The 18,389-nt window shown below is 58.0% G+C and carries 20 protein-coding genes and 1 pseudogene; 5 read left to right on the forward strand and 16 right to left on the reverse strand.

From position 1 onward, the window contains the following. Positions 1 to 3: 3 nt before the first annotated feature. On the reverse strand, positions 4 to 1,449 hold the full coding sequence (locus AX729_RS08990; protein WP_057196689.1) for a calcium-binding protein: 1,446 nt from the start codon (positions 1,447 to 1,449) through the stop codon (positions 4 to 6). A 554-nt stretch (positions 1,450 to 2,003) separates the two neighbouring features. Between AX729_RS08990 and AX729_RS08995 the strand changes: the two genes are divergently transcribed. Then, entirely contained in the window at positions 2,004 to 2,408 is a 405-nt protein-coding gene (locus AX729_RS08995; protein WP_057196690.1) for a DUF305 domain-containing protein, read from the forward strand. Positions 2,409 to 2,510: 102 nt separating this feature from the next. On the opposite strand, the gene AX729_RS09000 is transcribed toward AX729_RS08995, so the two are convergent. The 13 genes and pseudogenes from AX729_RS09000 to AX729_RS39520 form a co-directional block, all read right to left on the reverse strand. Further along, positions 2,511 to 3,107: a c-type cytochrome gene (locus AX729_RS09000; RefSeq protein WP_063817233.1), complete on the reverse strand. Its 597-nt coding sequence runs from the start codon at positions 3,105 to 3,107 to the stop codon at positions 2,511 to 2,513. A 4-nt stretch (positions 3,108 to 3,111) separates the two neighbouring features. After that, positions 3,112 to 3,864, reverse strand: coding sequence for a class I SAM-dependent methyltransferase (locus tag AX729_RS38500; protein WP_162250058.1), 753 nt, complete (start codon positions 3,862 to 3,864; stop codon positions 3,112 to 3,114). After that, positions 3,861 to 5,048 carry an OpgC family protein gene (locus tag AX729_RS09010; protein ID WP_082528976.1) on the reverse strand — a complete coding sequence of 396 codons (1,188 nt, stop codon included), beginning with the start codon at positions 5,046 to 5,048 and terminating at the stop codon, positions 3,861 to 3,863. Before AX729_RS09010 ends, AX729_RS38500 begins: the two co-directional genes overlap by 4 nt. Before the next feature lie 464 nt (positions 5,049 to 5,512). Next, positions 5,513 to 7,377: pseudogene (locus tag AX729_RS09015) on the reverse strand (multicopper oxidase domain-containing protein). Next, positions 7,374 to 8,060, reverse strand: a complete 687-nt coding sequence (locus AX729_RS09020) for a GNAT family N-acetyltransferase (RefSeq protein ID WP_057196692.1) — start codon at positions 8,058 to 8,060, stop codon at positions 7,374 to 7,376. The pseudogene AX729_RS09015 and the gene AX729_RS09020 overlap by 4 nt, the downstream one beginning before the upstream one ends. Continuing rightward, a complete protein-coding gene (locus AX729_RS09025) occupies positions 8,057 to 9,046 on the reverse strand; it encodes an FkbM family methyltransferase (RefSeq protein WP_057196693.1) in 990 nt (329 codons plus the stop codon). Before AX729_RS09025 ends, AX729_RS09020 begins: the two co-directional genes overlap by 4 nt. An 87-nt stretch (positions 9,047 to 9,133) precedes the next feature. After that, a complete protein-coding gene (locus tag AX729_RS09030) occupies positions 9,134 to 9,439 on the reverse strand; it encodes a copper-binding protein (RefSeq protein WP_057196694.1) in 306 nt (101 codons plus the stop codon). An 81-nt stretch (positions 9,440 to 9,520) separates the two neighbouring features. Continuing rightward, positions 9,521 to 9,811: a copper-binding protein gene (locus tag AX729_RS09035; RefSeq protein WP_057196779.1), complete on the reverse strand. Its 291-nt coding sequence runs from the start codon at positions 9,809 to 9,811 to the stop codon at positions 9,521 to 9,523. A 23-nt stretch (positions 9,812 to 9,834) separates the two neighbouring features. Then, positions 9,835 to 10,320, reverse strand: a complete 486-nt coding sequence (locus AX729_RS09040) for a cupredoxin domain-containing protein (protein WP_057196695.1) — start codon at positions 10,318 to 10,320, stop codon at positions 9,835 to 9,837. Between the two features lie 48 nt (positions 10,321 to 10,368). After that, positions 10,369 to 11,742: a multicopper oxidase family protein gene (locus AX729_RS09045; RefSeq protein ID WP_057196696.1), complete on the reverse strand. Its 1,374-nt coding sequence runs from the start codon at positions 11,740 to 11,742 to the stop codon at positions 10,369 to 10,371. A 14-nt stretch (positions 11,743 to 11,756) separates the two neighbouring features. Then, positions 11,757 to 13,181 carry a TolC family protein gene (locus AX729_RS09050; RefSeq protein WP_230646672.1) on the reverse strand — a complete coding sequence of 475 codons (1,425 nt, stop codon included), beginning with the start codon at positions 13,179 to 13,181 and terminating at the stop codon, positions 11,757 to 11,759. Between the two features lie 301 nt (positions 13,182 to 13,482). Next, on the reverse strand, positions 13,483 to 13,770 hold the full coding sequence (locus tag AX729_RS39515) for a hypothetical protein (RefSeq protein ID WP_156402699.1): 288 nt from the start codon (positions 13,768 to 13,770) through the stop codon (positions 13,483 to 13,485). Positions 13,771 to 13,847: 77 nt separating this feature from the next. Beyond that, positions 13,848 to 14,321, reverse strand: coding sequence for a hypothetical protein (locus AX729_RS39520; protein ID WP_156402700.1), 474 nt, complete (start codon positions 14,319 to 14,321; stop codon positions 13,848 to 13,850). Positions 14,322 to 15,103: 782 nt separating this feature from the next. On the opposite strand from AX729_RS39520, the gene AX729_RS09060 reads away from it, so the two are divergent. Beyond that, the gene (locus AX729_RS09060; RefSeq protein WP_283806189.1) at positions 15,104 to 15,724 is read left to right on the forward strand and encodes an NAD(P)/FAD-dependent oxidoreductase; all 621 of its coding nucleotides are present in this window, start codon (positions 15,104 to 15,106) and stop codon (positions 15,722 to 15,724) included. Continuing rightward, positions 15,721 to 16,005 (forward strand): NAD(P)/FAD-dependent oxidoreductase, encoded by a 285-nt coding sequence (locus AX729_RS41505; RefSeq protein WP_283806190.1) that lies wholly within the window; start codon positions 15,721 to 15,723, stop codon positions 16,003 to 16,005. The genes AX729_RS09060 and AX729_RS41505 overlap by 4 nt, the downstream gene beginning before the upstream one ends. Before the next feature lie 45 nt (positions 16,006 to 16,050). On the opposite strand, the gene AX729_RS38510 is transcribed toward AX729_RS41505, so the two are convergent. Continuing rightward, a complete protein-coding gene (locus AX729_RS38510; RefSeq protein WP_057196699.1) occupies positions 16,051 to 16,305 on the reverse strand; it encodes a PilZ domain-containing protein in 255 nt (84 codons plus the stop codon). A 179-nt stretch (positions 16,306 to 16,484) separates the two neighbouring features. Between AX729_RS38510 and AX729_RS39525 the strand changes: the two genes are divergently transcribed. After that, positions 16,485 to 16,868 (forward strand): hypothetical protein, encoded by a 384-nt coding sequence (locus AX729_RS39525; RefSeq protein WP_197433560.1) that lies wholly within the window; start codon positions 16,485 to 16,487, stop codon positions 16,866 to 16,868. Positions 16,869 to 16,967: 99 nt separating this feature from the next. Here the strand turns inward: AX729_RS39525 and flgF are convergent, their stop codons facing one another. Continuing rightward, positions 16,968 to 17,708 carry a flagellar basal-body rod protein FlgF gene (flgF, locus tag AX729_RS09075; protein ID WP_057196780.1) on the reverse strand — a complete coding sequence of 247 codons (741 nt, stop codon included), beginning with the start codon at positions 17,706 to 17,708 and terminating at the stop codon, positions 16,968 to 16,970. A 231-nt stretch (positions 17,709 to 17,939) separates the two neighbouring features. Between flgF and AX729_RS09080 the strand changes: the two genes are divergently transcribed. Beyond that, positions 17,940 to 18,203: a flagellar biosynthetic protein FliQ gene (locus AX729_RS09080; RefSeq protein ID WP_057196700.1), complete on the forward strand. Its 264-nt coding sequence runs from the start codon at positions 17,940 to 17,942 to the stop codon at positions 18,201 to 18,203. The last annotated feature ends 186 nt before the right edge of the window (positions 18,204 to 18,389 follow it).

Genomic DNA, 18,389 nt, shown 5'->3' on the forward strand with positions numbered 1-18,389 from the left:
GCCTCACGCCATGGGCCAATCGGGATGCCCGTTCTGAAACAGCATTCGGCTTCCCTCGGTGCTGATTTGGGAATCGGGCACGAAGGCCCCGCCTTCCACGGCGTTGAACATGAAGTCATCCTGAGCCATCTGGCTCTTGGCGAGCCCCTCCAGGAATATCGACCCATCGCCCCAAGCAACCAGCACGCCTGTATGGGCATCCCCGTGGTTCGAAGCGGAATCCGCCACGGTGACTTCGTTCGGCATGATGTCAGTGAATGCGATGTGATCGAACGCCCCGGGACCTGGATCGAAGCCCCCGATGACCACATCGTTGCCGCTGCCGTGCGCGACAATGAACGCGTCAGCGCCGGCACCGCCATTGTAGATGTCGTTGCCCATGCCCCCATCGAGCATGTCGTGCCCTGCACCTCCGCTCAGGTAATCGTTGCCTGCCCCGCCCATCAAGCTGTCGCCCATGGCGCCGCCGTAAAGCTTGTCATTCCCATCACCGCCACGCAGGTCGTCTTGTCCAGGTCCTCCGACAAGGGAATCATTGCCGGCTCCGCCGTCGAGGTGATTGTCGCCGGCTCCGCCGGAAAGATAATCGTTGCCGGCCAAGCCAAAGTAGAAGTCGTTCTTGGCGGTGCCTAGAAGCGTGTCATTTTGAGCATCGCTTCCGAATTTTACATTGTTGTCATCGAAAGCGCTGTTGAATGATGGACTGGTTGTAGCACCTGTCGGACCGGGGCCAGCTTCATTACCACCCGTCGTTCCCAGATGTTCAGCAGTGACACGATGTGCGTTTTCGTCAACCGGATTGAGCAGGTGACGCTCGTCGGTAAACATGAAGTCATCTTGGGCCAGGTCATTTTTGTAGACGCCTTCGAGCAGAACAGAGCCGTCTCCTTTGCTGGTATCCCAACTGATCAGCACGCCCCCCTTGGTGTCTTCGAAACGCAGTTGCTCGGGTTCGAGATTCATGACTGCGATATGATCGAACATTCCAGGGCCAGCGCGAAAATCCTTTATGATATCATTGCCGCTGTCTGGCGAAATGACGAAAGCATCGGCACCCAAGCCGCCCGTCAGGATGTCGTTGCCCGGCCCCCCTTCCAAATCGCCGTGACCGGGCCCTTCGTTCAGGATATCGTTGCCCGGACCGCCCATCAGCATGTCAGCTTGGTCCCCACCCATCAATCGGTCGTTGCCTGCGCCGCCGACGAGGTGATCGGCGCCCATGCCTCCCGTGAGGAAATCGTTGCCGGCTCCCCCGATCAGGTCGTCGTCCTTCGAAGAGCCCGACAATTGATCGTTGCCACCCCGCCCAAACGCGACGTTCATATCACTGCTCGAACCGGAGTAACGGTTGGAACCGCCATCCCCGATATAGAGCTGATAGTCATCGATGCTCCGATTCAGCGCATCGTCATCGCCGCGGTGCTCGTGTTTATGGTCCACTCTGCTCATGCCGGTACTCCAATTGACGCCCCTGGAGCTTGCGGCGCACCGCCGCATCCTCTGCTCCGAGCCTGCAAACGGCGGTTATCTTCAAACGTTCCAAACGGCGGACGGCATGGGTAGAGACTTTGTTGGGAGAGTAGAGCAATTCCGAAGCCCCTAACCTGCTCCCCTCTCCTGGTGGCTGGTCGACCGGGCTGCCGAGCCGCCTGGAGCAGAAAGAGCGGCGAACAGGGACGGGATAGGGTAACCCCGGAGTTACCGAGAGGATTGCCGCTGGCTGCGCAGCCGTCGAGCGCCGCGATTGGCTTTCCAGTAACGGGCGCCTTCGCGCGCAGTTCACCAGGCAATGACGGCCCGGAATTCTTCCCCCAAAGGCTAATGAGCGCCAGCGTCCTGATTGTCGCTGCGTCCGGCCTTGCTCGATGCGGCCACCGCTGGGTGACCGTAGCTGGGAGGTCGTCTGGCCTGTAACTGGCGTGGCTCGCTTGGTCAGGAACCAGGGCCATATAGGATCGTTCACGCGGGTGTCGAAATCTAAACACCAAAACGAGGAACTTAGGATGAAAAAGCTTGGTCAGTTTGCATTTGCCGCGACATTGCTGGTCGTGGGGAGCCTCCCGGCGGTCGCACAGCAGGCGCAAACCACGCCGTCCGGCGGATCCATGCAGGGCATGTCGGACAAGAATATGAACCCATTTCAGAAAGACGCTATGTCTGCAATGGACAAGATGAACAAGTCCATGATGCAGGGGATGATGGACGCCGACCCTGAGATGGCATGGATGAAGGGCATGGCCGCGCATCATCAGGGCGCGATTGACATGTCTGAGGCCCTTCTCAAGAACACAAAGGACGGTGAAACCGCCAAAGAGGCGCGCAAGACAATCCAGCAGAATGAGAAGGATCTGAAAGAGCTTCAGGCGAAAATGAAAAAGGAAGACAAAAAAGAGGACAAAAAAGGCTAGGCAGTAGGATCTCAGCTCGAATGACTCTTGGTTCGAACGAGAGCCTTGGCCATGGGCTGAAACGCGGTGCAAGCGACTAGCCTCGCTTGCACCGCTGCGTAGTCAGTGTTGGTGCCCAGCCGGCTTGTTTGCCTCGGAAGATGATTTGGGCGTGTTTTGCTGACGCATGTTGGGCATGTTCTCCATGTCATCGTCGGGCGGAGCTTTCGCGATGATCTCCTGGTATTGAGCGCTGGACATGCCCTTCAGTTTAACCACGAAGGCGACGATGTTCCAGATCGTGGCGTCATCATGGGAGCGTCCCCAGGCAGGCATCCCCGTCATCTTGATTCCATGTTTTGTCACCCAAAATATCGCTTTTGCATCCAGACTCGTTTCGGACAGGCTGGGCGGTTTAGGATAGAGCCCTTCTCCTAACTCTGTATCAGGCTTGCCGGGCTCCGAATGACAGTTCGCGCACATTGCGGCATACTGTCCGGCACCCTTGAGTATTCCTTGCTCGTCGGAAAGATCAGGTGAGGTCAGAGAGGCGGTGCGAGCCGCGATGGAGCGCTCGCGCGTGAGCTCCATGATCTGCCGCGTCAGCGCCCAGTGAGGTGTGTCGGCTCCGATGTCATATGTCCCTGACGTGATGAACACGATCGCTCCTATTGCAATGCCGCTGACAAGCAGAGCCGCCGCGAGTAAGAGTTTTCTCACTATATCAATCCTTATCTTTGGGTTCTCTTTTGGGGTCTCTTATTGATTTAGAGCCAGGACGCTTGCGACTGGCCACCACGACCGAAATCCTGCCCGCGACGATCGAAAACGACCGGTCCGGCGCCAGTGCTCGCAACCCGGCCAGCGACAGGCAGCTGCGCCAGGTGTCATCAAAATGCGGTGCAACAGCTTCAGTTCCCCAGAGCACCGCCGCAAAGCCGAGCATCTTGGCTTCTCGGCTCGCAGCTGGCCGGACCAACTCGACGACGTGGAGACGACCGCCCTGGCGCAAAAGAGGTGTAAGGCCCCGCAGCAGCGCAATTTTATTTACCGGCACCAGGCTATGCAGGGCGAAATTGCAGACGATCGTATCGAATGCCTCGTCCGTGAATGGAAGCTCCGCGTTCGCGGGCACTTCAATAAGGTTGACATTGTTGAGGTCTCGGCGCCGCGCAGAGCGCGCGTACCGTCGACTTTCGTGCGGCTCGACTGCAACAAAGCAGACATCTGGGTGGCGCCTTGCGAAGGACAATGCCGCCGCAAAGCTCTGCGGCCCGACGATCAGCACCTGCTCGCCAAAATCGGAATCAAGCAAGGGGTATAGGCGAGAGCACCACTCAACATCGGTCACCATGGACAGAAGTATGCGGTTGTATATCAAGCGCGCGGCGCCGACGCGCACCCGAAAAACTGCGCTCTTCAGCCATCCTGAGATCGAGGCTCCGATTGTCCGCCTTCCTGCGGCATGTTCCGTCATTGTCGTCTTGCGTCGGCGCTGGAAGGATCCGGACCTGAAGGGTTCCGCGAATCCTTGGGCGACCATGATCTCAGCCAGGCGACTGCAATGAGAATCGCGATACCGCCGATGCTCACAGCGAGCTGCATAGGCAAAGAATCGGAGATCAGTTCGAGCAGGAAATGGCCGACGAACGACAGGAAGATACCGACACAGAAGACCTCGAGCGAATGGCGCCCGCAGAGCAGCATGGGACGCAGGACTGGACTGCCAAGCCAGCGGCTGCGGCGAGGTACGAGGTGAACAGTCAGGATGGCCAAGGCCATAAAATGCAGAAGACGTGAGGGAGCAAGATTGGTTTTGTCGTCTATGGCCAAGCCATTCGACACCGAGGCGAGCGCGGATGATTGCATCCCCAAATTTTGCGGCAGCGCCACGATCAGTGCGAAGACCAGGTAAAGGATACAGACGCCCAGCGCCGCCGGAGAGGTTAACAACCAGCCCGCTTGCGTCGCTCCCCCAAGAGCGCTCCACGCGCCAAGCACGAACAGGAGCTGCCAGGCGAAAGGATTGAAATACCAGACGCCCTCGGGCCAAGCGGGCAGATTCCAGCCAAGCAAGGGTGCAAGAAAATACAGGCCAAGCGAGCAGAGGAGCGTGGCGTTGGGCAACGCCAATATCGCGCGCAGCACTACGGGAAAAAATGCCATCAAGACGATATAGAGCGGCAACACGTCCATGTTCAACGGCTTGAACTTGAGCAGCAGCCCCGCGGTGAGATACCCAATCGGGTTGGCGATGAGCCCGGCAACATTGAATTCGTCCAAAAGGTGCGAGTGACGATAGGTTTGCGCGACCCAGCCGATCGCCGCGACGTAGACAACGAACAGGAGAATGTGCGCCACATAGATTTGCCAGACGCGCCGCATTAACTTGACTGCACCTGCCCAAAAGCCATCGCGGCGCATGGGTTTGGAGTAAGCCAGGGCTGCCGTGTAGCCGGAGATGAAGACAAACAGGTCGGCAGCATCGCTAAAGCCGTAATTCCTGGTCGTCAGCCATGCCACTGCATTGTTCGGGATGTGATCGAGAAAGATCGCCCAGTTGGCAAGCCCTCGAAAAAGGTCGAGCCTCAAGTCACGGCCGTCCCTCGCGGGCGTCTTGGTAGCAGGCCCATGGTCCTCCGGTGTCGTGATCTTCGTCATGTAATTCATCGTGGCGCGTGGAATCCGGACCAGGTCCCGGGGCGACGTCCGCAGCAGGCGTTCATGACTTCGGTCGCATTGCCGTGAGCGGATTGATCGTTGGCTCCCCGCATTGGATCGCGATCACCTGACAGCGTCCTGAGCAAAACCGACCAGCTTCGACGCATTCCTCCATTTTGCTGGCGCATTGCAATTCCTTTCCGCTGCTCGGAGCAAAGTCGCAGCGCACTCTTCGGGAACGCGCGCGGGGATAAGGCGATCTATGGCGCATGAGCGTGCGGCGATGCGGCACATCTGCGCGCAAGCCATCAAGAGGTGAACTTGCGTCGCCTTGCCTGCGCTCACCTTTGGAGCCAGGCCAGGCTGCGATACTGTTCGGGTACCTCCGATAACAGCGCAGGCCATCGCCGATGCACGTCGGCATGTCCTGTTCCGTCGACTTGATTTGACGGTTAGTCATTGGCCTATCGCACGTCGAGAACCAGCGTCGATCCGCCGCCGCCATGCTGTTCCACATTGTTGTTGGCGGTATGATGCGGGATATGACAATGAACGAGCCATTTGCCCGGCCGCCTTGCCGTCCAGACCACGTCGTAACGTTGACCCGGACCAACATTCACCGTGTCGGCCTGATAGCGAGCGCTATCTTTGAGGTTGACGCCGTCGACCGCCACGACTTCGAACGGTCCGCCGTGGACATGCATCGGATGCACGAAGTTGTTGTTCGTACCGATGAAGCGAAGCTTGATCGTCTCACCCACTTTCATGGTGATCGTGTCAGTGGAGGGATAAGCCTTGCCGTTGATCGTGAAGTAATTCGGTAGCGCTCCCTCCATCAGCATGGCCGGATAGGTCAGCCATTCCCGCTTCAGCCATTCTTGCAGCTGTATGGTGTAATCTTGGTCAGCTTCCACTTCCATCGAAGGATCTTTTGGCGAGATGAGTAGCGCACCGTAGAGGCCCAACGCCTGTTGCCGGTCCGGATGATCGTGGCTATGGTAGAAATATGTACCGCTCTGCCCAACCTCGAACTCGTAGGTGAACGAGCAGCCAGGCGGCACCGGATCTTGAGTGATTTTTGCCGGCCCGTCCATTTCGTTCGGGACGATCAGCCCGTGACAATGGATCGTCGTGCCCTCCGGAAGCAAGTTGCGGACATTGATCCGCACGTGGTCGCCCTCAGTCAACTGCAGGCGCGGTCCCGGGACCTGCCGGTTATACGCGTAGGCCTCAGCCGCAACCTCGGGAAGAATATTCCAGCGAATGACGGATGCTTCGATGTCGAAGACCTTGATGCCATTTTCCACACGCGGCTGAAGGAGTTGATCTCCTTTGGCGTCCTTCGAGGCGACGTAGGTCACTTGCGAAGGCTTGACGGCAGCCATTTCTCTCATTGCTTCCCCGGAAAGATCGAACGTGTCGATCATACCGGGAGGCATGATGGAGCCGTTGACGTCGCGCGCGCTGAGCCGAAGATTGACCGAGAAACCGGGGATAACCATTCCTGAAATAAGAACGCTGTGACGCCTGCGAGCGCTGCCAGTTGAGGTGTCGTGGCCTCGCTGGCCATCTGGTGTCCAGCGCCTTGCTGCCCATGTCCGGCCGATGGCGCCGCTGCCCCTCCGTGCCCTTCATGACGCTGACCGCTGCCCTGCCGGCCGTCATCCCGCTCGGTCATCAGGCCGTGCTTGATCTTTTTCTTTACCATCCAGACGTTGAAAGGATAGGCCGTCGCAAATCCGACCATGACGCCAAGCGACATCACGGCCCAGAAGATCAATTCGAGGGGGTCCATCGCGCGCATGTCCCGGCCCATCATCAGCAGGCTCATCGTCGGCGCCATGCCGGCCATCATGGCGTTCATGCTGATGAATTCGGGCATGAAACTCTTGCGGACGTTGTCCCAGTAGGTGCCCCCCATCATTTTCTTCATGAAGAGCGATTGGAAAATGAACAGGCCGAAGGAGAAGCCGGCGAGGTACTCGACGATCAGGTCGATCCACATCGGCAGTCCCATAGATGCCGTGATGGCGGCCGCCAGAATGATACCGGTCGCATCGCCAGCTACGCAGTGGATCGTACTGCCGACGCCTTGCTTCCACAGCGGCGAAGTGAAGTGCTCGTGCTCGCCCGGACGCGGCTCCTTGTCCGCAAGCACGTAGAGCACCAGTCCAAACGGACCCATATAGAGCGTGACCAGGATGAAACCCCACTTCATCACCGTCGGCTCGGGATTGCCGTTGAATTGATCGAAGGCGACGAACGCGGTGGACGCAAACGAGAGCGCGAACCAAGCGATCAGGAAGTAGTCGTAGGGAAGAGCGATCACGCGTGATCCTCGTTTTGGAAAAAGGGCACATTAGGGAGAGCGCGTAGCGGTAGCTTCATGAGCAAACTTCCGCCCTCGTGGGGCAAATCGACATGCCACGGAATCGGCGCGCGGCCACGTTGGCGAAAGCCAAACCTGCGGTAGAATGCGACGGCACCTTCGTTGTCCGCCCAGACGTGAAGCGTCAAAGAGGCGTGCTTCTCACGTCTCGCATCGCGAACGACCGCGTTCAGCAAGGCGGTTCCCACGCCCGCTCGTCGACAATCCCTCAGAACGCTGATGTTGTTGAGGAGATAGCTCGACCAATCGTTCAGTTCGAACCGGGGTTGGAGCAGCAAGTCGCGGCTGGTCGGATTAGGAACGGGGTATTCGTTACGAAGCAGACTCGCCGGAAACGCGTTCGCCATTCCCACAACGGTGCTTCCGGAGAGTGCGACCACGCATCGTTCGAACGAGAAGATGCCGCCGGGCTCGCACACCATCTGGCGGTAAACATTCAGCGCGGCCGATCTCTGACCCAAGCCTCCCAGAATGAATTCAATCACGTCCCCGCTGGCCGCATGAGCCAGCTGCGCGATGGCTGAACAGTCAGAAATATGCGCCCTCCGCACGAAAATAGCGCTGCCTGGCCCTGCAATACCGGCGCATTGTGGCTGCGAACGGGTGTCGTCCGGCTTGGTCATTTGGATGTCCACCTCGCCGATAGCAGCCTTTCGCGCCAGCGTTTGCTGGCCGTGGCGAAGACGTTGTATCCGACCCAAGGATGCTTCTTGATTCGTGCGAGACCGTCGAGCTCTTCAAGCTGCATGAAAACGCCATTCTCCTCATCGAATATGTAGCGCTTGAGCGAGGTCTCTTCTGCGAGATAGCGCGAAACCGCATGCGTCCGATCGGAGCCATGCTCTTCGCAAATCACGACACAATCAGTTTTGAGCAGACCTTGCCCGCCGCGCAAAGCCTCGATCTCGACGCCTTCGACGTCCAGCTTGATGACAAGCGGCCCTGAGGCATCGATCAGCCCTGCCTCGGCTAACCCATCGAGCGACACAGTCTCAACGCACCCTGGCTCTGATTGCGTGAGCGGAACGGTTGCAAACTTTTCGTGCTTGGCGCCCGCGACACGCACAATCTCGCCGCTTCGGCCGCCGAGGGCGGCATGCAGATAGCGAAAGCGATTCCCATTGAGCTCGGCGTTGCGTTTCAAACGCTCGGCATTCGAGCTGGATGCCTCGATGGCAATCGCCTGCTGAGCGCCGAACGGGCGGCTCGTGGCAAGAACGGACCAGTAACCAAAATTGGCGCCGCAATCCAGCAAGGTGTAGTGATCCTGACAAGCGGCACTCAGAAACGCCTCGATCTCTCGTTCATAATCGTAGCTGCAATTGAGCAGTCTGCTCCAGTATGCGTCGCAGAAAGGCATTGCAAAAAGCGCATCCTCGTTCAATCGCACGAGGAGTTCGCGGGGTGCCATGACCGATCCGACAACTCGGCACCCGACGCCATACCCGCGGTGCCCCATCGCCTTCGTCGCAGCCGATCCGGCCTGCAACGCGCTGACCGCAGCACGAACAAGCGGGCTTGCGCCCGTCAGTTGGCCGCTGGCACGATCAAATACGAGTGGCGGCGCCTGTTGCGCAAGCTTTGCTAAACCGTTGGACGGAGGCGGCACAGTTGCTCCTTGCGAGAGGGAGATAGTCGCGCATGCGTGCAACCGATACCGGTGCCGCATCCGTTTAGGCGCGGCACCGGCAGACGTTCATTTAGCTTTCTGCATCTTGGTGATGGTAATGCCACCTGACGCCCGTTCAGCTTCAAACTGGACCTTGTCACCGACCTTCACCTGCTTGAGCATCGATGAATCCTTGACACGGAAGACCATCGTCATCCCGTCATCGTCCATATCGAGGTTCTTGATTGGACCATGCTTGAGAGTGATCTTCCCCGCGGCCTCATCAATCTTCTTGACTTCGCCGTTGACCATCGCGGTCTGCGCAAGCGCGCCAGTTGACGACCATGCGAGTGACAGTGCAAGGGCGGTGATTGCGAACTTGTTTGGCTTCATTTTCAACTCCTTCGTTCGGTTTGCTCTGCATTCACGTTTGACGCGTCCGGTCGTTTCACGTCTCCTCAGCGCCAGAGTTGCCTATTTCGACTTGTGCATCTTCGTGATCGTCACTCCCTGCTGGCCACGTTCGGCTTCGAATTTGACTTTGTCGCCAATCTTCAAATTCTTCAACATGCCGGGATCGCTGACGCGCAGCACCATCGTCATTGCGTCCATTTCGAGGTTCTTGATCGCCCCGTGCTTGAGCGTGATCTTTCCCGCGGCTTCATCGATATTTTTCACCTCGCCCTTGACCATCGCGTTCTGGGCGAATGCAGCCTTGGACGCGACAATCGAGGCGAAGATGACGGCGATTTGCAAAAGTTTCATTTTTTCGACTTTGATGAGGTCCATTACTTCACGGTCACAGTGCCGACCATGCCGGACTCCCGATGCCCAGGAATCAGGCAGGAATATTCGAACTCGCCCGATTTGGTGAACTTCCAAACCATCTCGTCGGCCTTCTTCGGCGCGAGCCGCTTCGCGTTCGGATCGTCGTGCTCCATGTCGGGAGTCTTTTTCATGGCTTCGGCGTGCTTGAGGTTTTCGGCCGTCGTCGCAAGCACGAGTTCGTGGTCCAGCTCTCCGTTATTGCGCAGGACGAACTTGAGTTGTTCGCCTTTCTTGACTTCGATCTTCATCGGCATGAACATCATTTTCCCGTCCGTTTCACCCATCGTGATCTGCACGACGCGCGCCGGCTTCTGGGGGTCGCCCGGTTCGCCGGCCGAAAACGAATCGTCGTGGCTGTGGCCCTTGGGGCCTGCGCCGGCCCAAGCGATGGTGGAGATGGATGTCAATGCAGCAAAAGCGATCAGAGAGAGCGTGGTGTGTTTCATGATCTTGTTCCTCTAGTGTGGGTCGAAGCGGCCGTCGTTTCCTGAAGACTACATGCCTTTCATTCCCTTCATGCCTTTCATTGCCTTCATGTCGCCCTCCTTCGCAGCCCCCGCCGGTTTGTCCCTGCGCACAGGTTGCTGCGATGGTGCGTCGACCTCATAGGAAACGGTGCCCGCAGGATATTTGTAGGGGCCCGGGTCGGCGTAATCATCTCGCGCCAGGTCTTCGCGGATCTTCATGACAGTGAACATGCCGCCCATCTCGATCGGGCCGAATTGGCCAGAGCCGGTCATCATCATCAGGGTATTATCGGGCATAGGCATCTCCATTTCGCCCATTGCCATGCCGGTCGATCCCATCACCATTGCATCGGGAGCGAGCTTTCCGACGGCTCTTGCGAGTTCCTTTTTCGATACGCCGATCAAATTGCGCACATCGTGCCCCATCGCGTTCATGGTGTGATGCGATTTGTGGCAGTGAAATGCCCAGTCGCCAGGATTGTCAGCGACAACATCGAACGCGCGGATGGCACCGACCGGTACATCGATGGTGGTTTCAGGCCACTGCGCGCTTTCGGGCACCCAGCCGCCATCCGTGCAGCTCACGGAGAAACTATGCCCGTGAAGGTGAATGGGATGGTTCGTCATGGTGAGGTTGCCGATTCGAACCCGCACCTTGTCGTTGAGCCGCACGGCCAGCGGATCGATGCCCGGAAACACCCGACTGTTCCATGTCCACATATTGAAGTCGGTCATTTCCGTGATCTTCGGCAGGTAGGTGCCGGGATCGACGAGATAGGTGCTCATGATGAACACAAAGTCGCGGTCGACGGGACGGAAGCTGAGATCGCGCGGATGCACCACGATCATTCCCATCATGCCCATCGCCATCTGGACCATTTCGTCCGAATGCGGATGATACATGAACGTCCCGCTGTGCTTCATCTGGAACTCGTACACGAAGGTCTTGCCCGGGGGAATGTGGGGCTGATTGAGTCCACCAACGCCGTCCATGCCGTTGGGCAGAAGCACACCGTGCCAATGGATGGTCGTCTGTTCCGGCAGTTTGTTCGTGACGAAAATGCGCAGCTTGTCGCCTTCGACGGCCTCAATGGTGGGGCCCGGCGATTGACCGTTATAGCCCCATAAGTGGACCTTCATTCCCTCGGCAAATTCACGGACGACCGGCTCGGCGACCAGATGAAATTCCTTCCAGTCGCCGTTCATGCGCCAAGGCAAAGTCCAGCCGTTGAGAGTGACGACGGGATTATAGTCGGGCCCAGTCGAGGGACGCAGCGGCGGCTGCATCACCGCCTTGTCCATGATCGGCGCCTCGGGGATGCTCGCGGCTTGAACTCGCCCGCTGATAGCGCTGGCGCTGATCGCGGCGCTCGCCGTCAAAAGACCTCTTCGGGATAGCATGACCTTGTCTCCACTCAGTTGGTAGCTGCGTTCGCTTGCGTGATGGAAGGACGAGTCTGCCGACGCGCCTCTCCACCGCCCCCACCATTGACGACCGTCTGTAGTTCGGCCTTTGCCAGCCAAAACTCGCGTTTGGCTTCGATCGCGGCCCGCATTGCGACCAGGCGCTGGCGCGCCTCTTGCAGAACCGTGAAAATATCGACTTGCATGCTCGAGAAGCGGAGCTGCATCTCATCTGAGATGATGTTCCGGAGCGGCAAGACCTCGCGCTGATAATGGCCGGCGATATCGTAGCTCGACCGGTAGATACGATAGGCTTCTCGTGCTTCGGAGCGGACATTGACGGCTCTTTCCGTCAACAGATTGAACGCTTCATTGTACGTCGCGAGCGCACGTCGAACACGCACCTCGCCGCCGTCGAAGATCGGAATTTGGAACTGAACGTCAAAGCCACGTTCCCGGAACGGAGTTCCCTCGGGATCACGCGTCTTACGGTCGATGCCTGCAGCATCAAGAACCGTGATGAAACGTGACGCATTCGTCAGCGCAAGAGATTTTGCCAAAGCCGCCAGTTCAATCCGTGCAATCTGAAGATCGAGGCGATGCGTGACGGCATCAACTTCGATAAACGGCAGGGAGAAGGGTCGCGCTGGTAAGATAGGCAGCTTACCCGGCAAGTGAAAGCCCAGATCGCCGTTCCACAATCCTAATAGCCGCGCCAAGCGTTCGCGCGATGATATCGCCTCTTGGCGAAGGGTTGCCAGCTCTGCCGCAGTTTCGGCATAGAACGCCTGTTCGCGGGCCTGGTCGAGCTTGTTCATCGCCCCTGTCTCGCCAAGCTTAAGCGCGAGCTGTGCGGTTGCTTCAGCCGTGGATTTTGCATCGGTGAACAAACCGACAAGCTCGTTTGCAGCGAGCGCCCGATAATAGGCCCGTCTGACTTCCGCCGCGAGCCGCAGCGTTTCTTCGGCGGCTCGCAGTTGTGCAGCCTGAAAACGTTGGCGTGCGATTTCGGAGCGGAACGGCAATGTCGCAAGCGCTAAAATGTCGCCGACGATTTGTCGCTCGATTTCGACTGCTCCATCGCCAGCGATCCGGCTAATCGAGAACGTGGGATTAGGAGGCAGGCTGTCCTGAACAAGATCCGCCTCTGCGATCGCGAGCTCATTATAGGCCGCCTGCAATCCACGATTGTTCAACAAGGCGATTTGAACGGCGCTGTCCACGGTGAGGCCGCGCCGCAACAGCCGGCGGACGGCGTTATTTGCCCATTCTGCGTCTTCCGCCGAGCGGATCGCAACGACGTCTTTCTTGATGGTCTGCTGCGCCACATCTGCGACGACGGACATGCCGGCATCCGGCGAAAAGGCGGCACATCCGGAAAGCAGCAGCGCGCCGGCAACCGCGGAAAGGATCGGCATCGCACGACGAACATGCATCGGATTTGATCGGGTCAACATCGCTTCTCCTATTGAGCCCGCTTCGGCGTTGGCGCGACTTGTTGGTTCTGCTCCTGCCAGCCCTTTGGAGCGGCCGGCCGAAGGTGCGTGTAAGGCGCGACCGTCGAGCGGTAGCCCGTCCCAGCCACTGGAACAGCAGGATCGGCCGGGTCAGAACCGGCGAGCAAATAAGGCGGTGGCGTACATCCCCCCAGAACAGCAAGGCTTAGAACCAGGCTTGCGGCCGCGATTCGATTGCCCGTCACTTTGCTCGCGCTCCTGCTTGGCCAGGCGGCGCGGCCTATCCCCCCATTACGCATCTTTTTCCCTCGTTGCCTCGCTTGAATTCCACCATGCATGTTGTGCTCTGGCTTTGCCTTTGAACGGCTGCGTCCTGTGCTGAAGCCAGCATGGCTCGGTGATCGGGCGATATCAGCCCCTCCTGCGAACCAAACCCTTCGCGCAACGGAACGGCGCACCCGGAAAGGCCAGCACCGATCAGCATCATTTGCGCAGACATGAGCACGAATTTACGTAAGCGAGCCGCATTCGCCATTCCGGCGAACGGCGCACCTGATCCGGCGGCCATATGATTCTCCTGAACTGATGATGCGCGACTGCGGCGCGAGCCCTATGGGCTCGCTTCGCGAGTTTCGGACCTTCAGTTCAGGCGATTGGCGGGCGGTAGAGCGGCTTGGAAGCCGCAGTTCCCAAAACTTGCACAAGCAGAGATTGATGCTGCGCAGGGGGAATAGCGGGCTGACCGATTTCGGCCAAGGCCGCAGGCAGGGCACTCACGCATGACACGCCACAGCACTGATTGCTGTGATGTTTGTGGGTATCACCCGAGCCGTGCGCGGCCCCCGATGCTTCGCCCGCCACCTCCGACGAAGCAGCTTTCAACCCAACGCCGGCCCGCTGCGCAATATCGCTCTCCGCATCAACGTGATGCACACTTGCGGATTGAACGGAATGGATGTGAGAGGCGCCAGAATGCTGATCTTCGTCGACGAGGCAAGCGATGTTTCGTCCTGCGTCCATAGCGACCGCAAGAGCTGGCGACAGGACGCAAATCACATAGAAAATCGCGAGCAGCCAAGCTGCTCTTGCGCGAAAAGATTTGGTCACAAGCGTCAGCATTAAGGCCGATTCGTCTGCAAGACGGTTCTCTGAGACTACCCAGCGGGGATATTTGCACCAAATTATAGTTCATGCCAAGCCGGACGAATTGGAAAACGCGAAGTTTAGCCTCGGTGTGGCTTATTGGTTTAAACCGCCTGGCGGCACGTCTGCGGACGGCTTCTCTCAATTGTTCCGGGCGCGAGGCGTCCTGCCAGTCAAGGCTTTTGAGGTTTTTGCGTATCTACAACCGTTGAGGGGACCAATTGTCCGCAAAACGTCTTCTGCTCCTCGCCTCGACGGCGCTTGATCGTGATCCCTCCCAACCGTGGCCTTTTAGGAGCGTGCGCCTCTCGTTCGCATCGGGAAGCTCTTGAAGAGAGGGGGCAAGGATTATACCCTTCTGGGGTACAGGGGGGCAAAGCTGAGCGCCTCGAAAGGCGTTCAAGCTGGGAAAAGGTGAGATGGTCGGTTCGGCGAACTTCAGCAGAAACGCCTCCTGCTGAAGCGGGGGTCCCAACCCCGGATCATGGTGGGTGACGGCACAGGACCGCCCGAAGTCGTGGCCGCGCCCACCATGATCGAGTTCGAGAATCCTTCTTGCTGATTGGATGCCGCGTGGTCGCACTGAAAGAAGAGCAAGATCGAGCGCTTGGTGATGATCACTGCAATGCAAGGCGGAGATTTCACGTAACGGCGATGTCTTCGTATGTCTGCGCTGATCGGCCGCGATACTTCGGCCTGGCGCGGCCGAGATTGTCACGGACAGTCTCAAAAAGTCCTCGCGCAATATGACGGGCCCCGTGCTTGATTGCATCATCATCGGTGGTGGTCCTGCGGGGCTGACTGCTGCACTCTATCTGGCCCGATTTCGGCGTAAGGTCTGCGTGATTGACGCCGGCGAAAGCCGAGCTGCCTGGATACCGGTTTCGCACAACCAACCGCTTTTCCCCGCCGGCATAACCGGCACAGAGATCCTGGGGCGCATGCGACAGCACCTCACCAAGTTGGCCACTGAAATTCTCACCGAAAAGGCGATCGCTGTTGCGCGGATCCACGAGGGATTTCTGGTCGACTTCGCCGAAGAAACGGCAGCCGCGCGAACGCTTCTTCTGGCGACGGGCGTTGTCAATCACCGGCCCGACATGAGTGCACAGGTCCACCGTGATGCCGTCGCAGCCGGCCTTATCCGCTATTGTCCCGTTTGCGACGGCTTTGAAGCCAAAGGCCAAAAGATTGTCGTCTTGGGCAAGGGTCCTCATGGCGTACGCGAGGCTGTGTTTCTGCGCACGTACAGCCAGGATGTGACCCTTATATCTGCTTCAGCGATGAATGAATGCAGTTCAAGACAGCTTGCAGCCGCGGGCGTCTCGCTGATCGAACAGCCGATCGCCCGCTTGACAATCGACCAAGGAAAATTTTGATCGAAACCGCCTCAGCTGCGCGCCTTTCATTCGACACTCTCTATCCGGCCTTGGGCTCCAGCAGCAACACGGATTTGCTGCGATCTTTGGGAGCTTCGCTCTCCAGTCAGGGATGCATCCTCGTCGATTCGCATCAAATGACTGATGTGAGCGGCCTCTATGCGGCTGGAGACGTCGTACAGGGGCTTGATCAGATCAGCGTCGCTTGCGGGCAGGCTGCGATCGCCGCGACCGCCATCCATAATAGGCTGCGCAAACTTGATGGCTTGGGCGATCCTTAGGATCTTGGAGATTTGTGGTTCTTCGCGCTTCTAATTTAGGGTCCATCACTCCGGTCCAGAACGAAAGCGAACGCCGATGCGCTTTGCTTTACGCCAGATCAAGCGGCAATGATAATGCTCTTCCTCCCGATCCAGGATCAGCTTGAACTCGTCGGGTATGTCGAGCGAACTTTCGACGTCAAGCGCAGCCCCTCGCGGGGACAAGTTGCGAATGACACAACTGATGACCCCGCCGTTGCCAAAACTGATGGTTGCGGCCTTCAAAACGCGGGATCTGAATTCGTCGCGCTTTTCGTCCATCTGTTGACGCCTGTCTTGATTGAAAGTCGTTTCCTGGACTAGCTAGAAGCAAACTTCATGTTGCGGTGCAAAATCTATGAGGCCAGCTTCCTGATCGATGTTTCTTTCCTGTAGCAAAGGAACCCGGGGCGGCCTCCATTGCTTACAGTTCAATCGTCGTCGTTGAGGAGATCCTGATCATGTCCGTGTTTCGCAAATCATCGCAGCTTATGGTTATTGCCGGCCTTTTCGCCACGACGATGGCTACCTCGGCATCAGCAGCTCCTTTAGTGGCGAATCCACTGGCCGCTCATCCTGTAAGTCCTGCCGCGAACGAATATAAGCAGACTGTCCATCTTGTCTGCGACAATTACGGCAGATGCTATCGCTCACGCCGCGTTGTTCGTGCCCCCTATTATGACAACGGTTACTATCCTGGTAGCTATGGTTATGGACCTAGCGTCGTCTTCGGTTTCGGAGGACACCATTATGACGGTGGGCACGGGTTCGGTGGGCATGGATTTGGCGGGCATGGTTTCGGCGGGCATGGGTTTGGAGGACACGGCGGCGGTCACCACGAATGATGATACAAGCGAGGTGAACTCACCCGGAGTGCAGCGCAGAGAAAGTGAAGGAACAAGCGCGGTAGCACGATCAGGGATCTCAAGGCCGCAAGGTGCTGCTCACTCCGGCACGTTCCCGAGCTTGTTCAGATCGTTAGCGTCCTGGGAATCTTTCAACAGTCTTCCCACCATCTCATAGGAACGGGTAATTTCAGCCAATCGGATCATTTCCCGCGTGGTTTCTACGTTAGACTTCTCAAGGTATCCGCTGGCGAGGCTAACCTGACCACGGCCAAGATCGATGGGCGGTTGGTCAGTCTCAAGCAAACTTTCGCCGGCGGGTCGCAGGCGCGCTCGATCTGAAAATCCAACCAAACGGAGCTGTCCGAGAATGGCGCGTTTGGTGCTCACAGTTCCGTCGCTCGCGACACTGATATCGCGATCGTCAGCAGGAACCTGGAGAGGACCATTCCTGCCCAAAATCGGTTCGCCAGAAAGGGTCACGATCTGGCCTGAAGCGCTAATCGTCAATGCGCCGGCTCGGGTGTAGCGATCTCCCTGGCCGGTTCGAACAACAAAATATCCTTCGCCCTGAATGGCCAAATCGAGCGGATTGCCGGTCGATTGGAGCGCCCCCTGACTTTCGTTACTGAATTGGAATCGCGGATCGACCAGGGAGAGGGGGCGCTCCTTCTTCCCCGCTTCATCCAACCCTTTCTCTGGCTTGAGATATTCCTGGAAAGACAGGTCGCGCGCACGAAATCCTGTGCTGCTTGAATTGGCGACGTTGTGGGCCACGACGTCAAGCTTGCGTTCGAGCGCGATCAGACGTGAAAGGTGAATTAGCGTAGTTTCGCCCATGTTCATCGCCCCACTACGAATCACCGCAAGCGCTCGATCCTACAACAGTGTGACGCCTCGCGGATCGAAATTGCCCCGCGCAGCGGTCGCTGCAGCTTGCAGGACCGTGTCACGAGCTCAGCTCTCATACAGGTTCAAGAGCCTGATCAGCCTTCAAAATGGAAGACATTAACATTTCGTTAACCATTTCATACGAAACTGGCGCAGCTTAACCCTTTTTTGGGAGTTCGAATGACGGGCCCGGAAGTGATGGCCTCGGCCGAGGAAGCCCTCTTCACCGTCGTCCTGGTATCTGCGCCCCTGATGGTTGTGGGAACCATCACCGGTGTCCTCGTGTCGCTGCTCCAAGCCTTGACACAGATACAGGAGCAGACGCTCATTTACGTCCCGAAGATTGTTGCAACCTTTCTCACGCTGGTCGTCGCGCTGCCGTTTATGGCCGATCTGTCGCATCAGCACTTTCTGCGCATGACAGCCCGCATCTTGGCTCCGTAACATCTGACCGGGTCCCTCGAGCGAAACTCGGGAGACGAGCCATCCTGACCGCTTCTGTCCCTCCTTTTTCCGCGACAGAACGAGGAGCGAAGGACACAAGGGGCGCGCAACCTCAAGTGTCCTTCTCAAGGTCCGTCGATACCCCGACGTAAACCGCCACGGCTTAATGGCGAGTGTCCGGCCGAT

Source organism: Bradyrhizobium sp. CCH5-F6 (genome assembly GCF_001556045.1).
GTDB lineage: Bacteria > Pseudomonadota > Alphaproteobacteria > Rhizobiales > Xanthobacteraceae > Bradyrhizobium.

Coding starts and splice junctions, on each gene's coding strand:
- AX729_RS08990 (WP_057196689.1), bottom strand. CDS start 1,449: ATGAGCAGAGTGGACCATAAACACGAGCACCGCGGCGATGACGATGCG.
- AX729_RS08995 (WP_057196690.1), top strand. CDS start 2,004: ATGAAAAAGCTTGGTCAGTTTGCATTTGCCGCGACATTGCTGGTCGTG.
- AX729_RS38500 (WP_162250058.1), bottom strand. CDS start 3,864: ATGACGGAACATGCCGCAGGAAGGCGGACAATCGGAGCCTCGATCTCA.
- AX729_RS09010 (WP_082528976.1), bottom strand. CDS start 5,048: ATGACGAAGATCACGACACCGGAGGACCATGGGCCTGCTACCAAGACG.
- AX729_RS09020 (WP_057196692.1), bottom strand. CDS start 8,060: ATGACCAAGCCGGACGACACCCGTTCGCAGCCACAATGCGCCGGTATT.
- AX729_RS09030 (WP_057196694.1), bottom strand. CDS start 9,439: ATGAAGCCAAACAAGTTCGCAATCACCGCCCTTGCACTGTCACTCGCA.
- AX729_RS09035 (WP_057196779.1), bottom strand. CDS start 9,811: ATGAAACTTTTGCAAATCGCCGTCATCTTCGCCTCGATTGTCGCGTCC.
- AX729_RS09040 (WP_057196695.1), bottom strand. CDS start 10,320: ATGAAACACACCACGCTCTCTCTGATCGCTTTTGCTGCATTGACATCC.
- AX729_RS09045 (WP_057196696.1), bottom strand. CDS start 11,742: ATGCTATCCCGAAGAGGTCTTTTGACGGCGAGCGCCGCGATCAGCGCC.
- AX729_RS09050 (WP_230646672.1), bottom strand. CDS start 13,181: ATGCATGTTCGTCGTGCGATGCCGATCCTTTCCGCGGTTGCCGGCGCG.
- AX729_RS39515 (WP_156402699.1), bottom strand. CDS start 13,770: ATGGCCGCCGGATCAGGTGCGCCGTTCGCCGGAATGGCGAATGCGGCT.
- AX729_RS39520 (WP_156402700.1), bottom strand. CDS start 14,321: ATGCTGACGCTTGTGACCAAATCTTTTCGCGCAAGAGCAGCTTGGCTG.
- AX729_RS38510 (WP_057196699.1), bottom strand. CDS start 16,305: ATGGACGAAAAGCGCGACGAATTCAGATCCCGCGTTTTGAAGGCCGCA.
- AX729_RS39525 (WP_197433560.1), top strand. CDS start 16,485: ATGTCCGTGTTTCGCAAATCATCGCAGCTTATGGTTATTGCCGGCCTT.
- flgF (WP_057196780.1), bottom strand. CDS start 17,708: ATGGGCGAAACTACGCTAATTCACCTTTCACGTCTGATCGCGCTCGAA.
- AX729_RS09080 (WP_057196700.1), top strand. CDS start 17,940: ATGACGGGCCCGGAAGTGATGGCCTCGGCCGAGGAAGCCCTCTTCACC.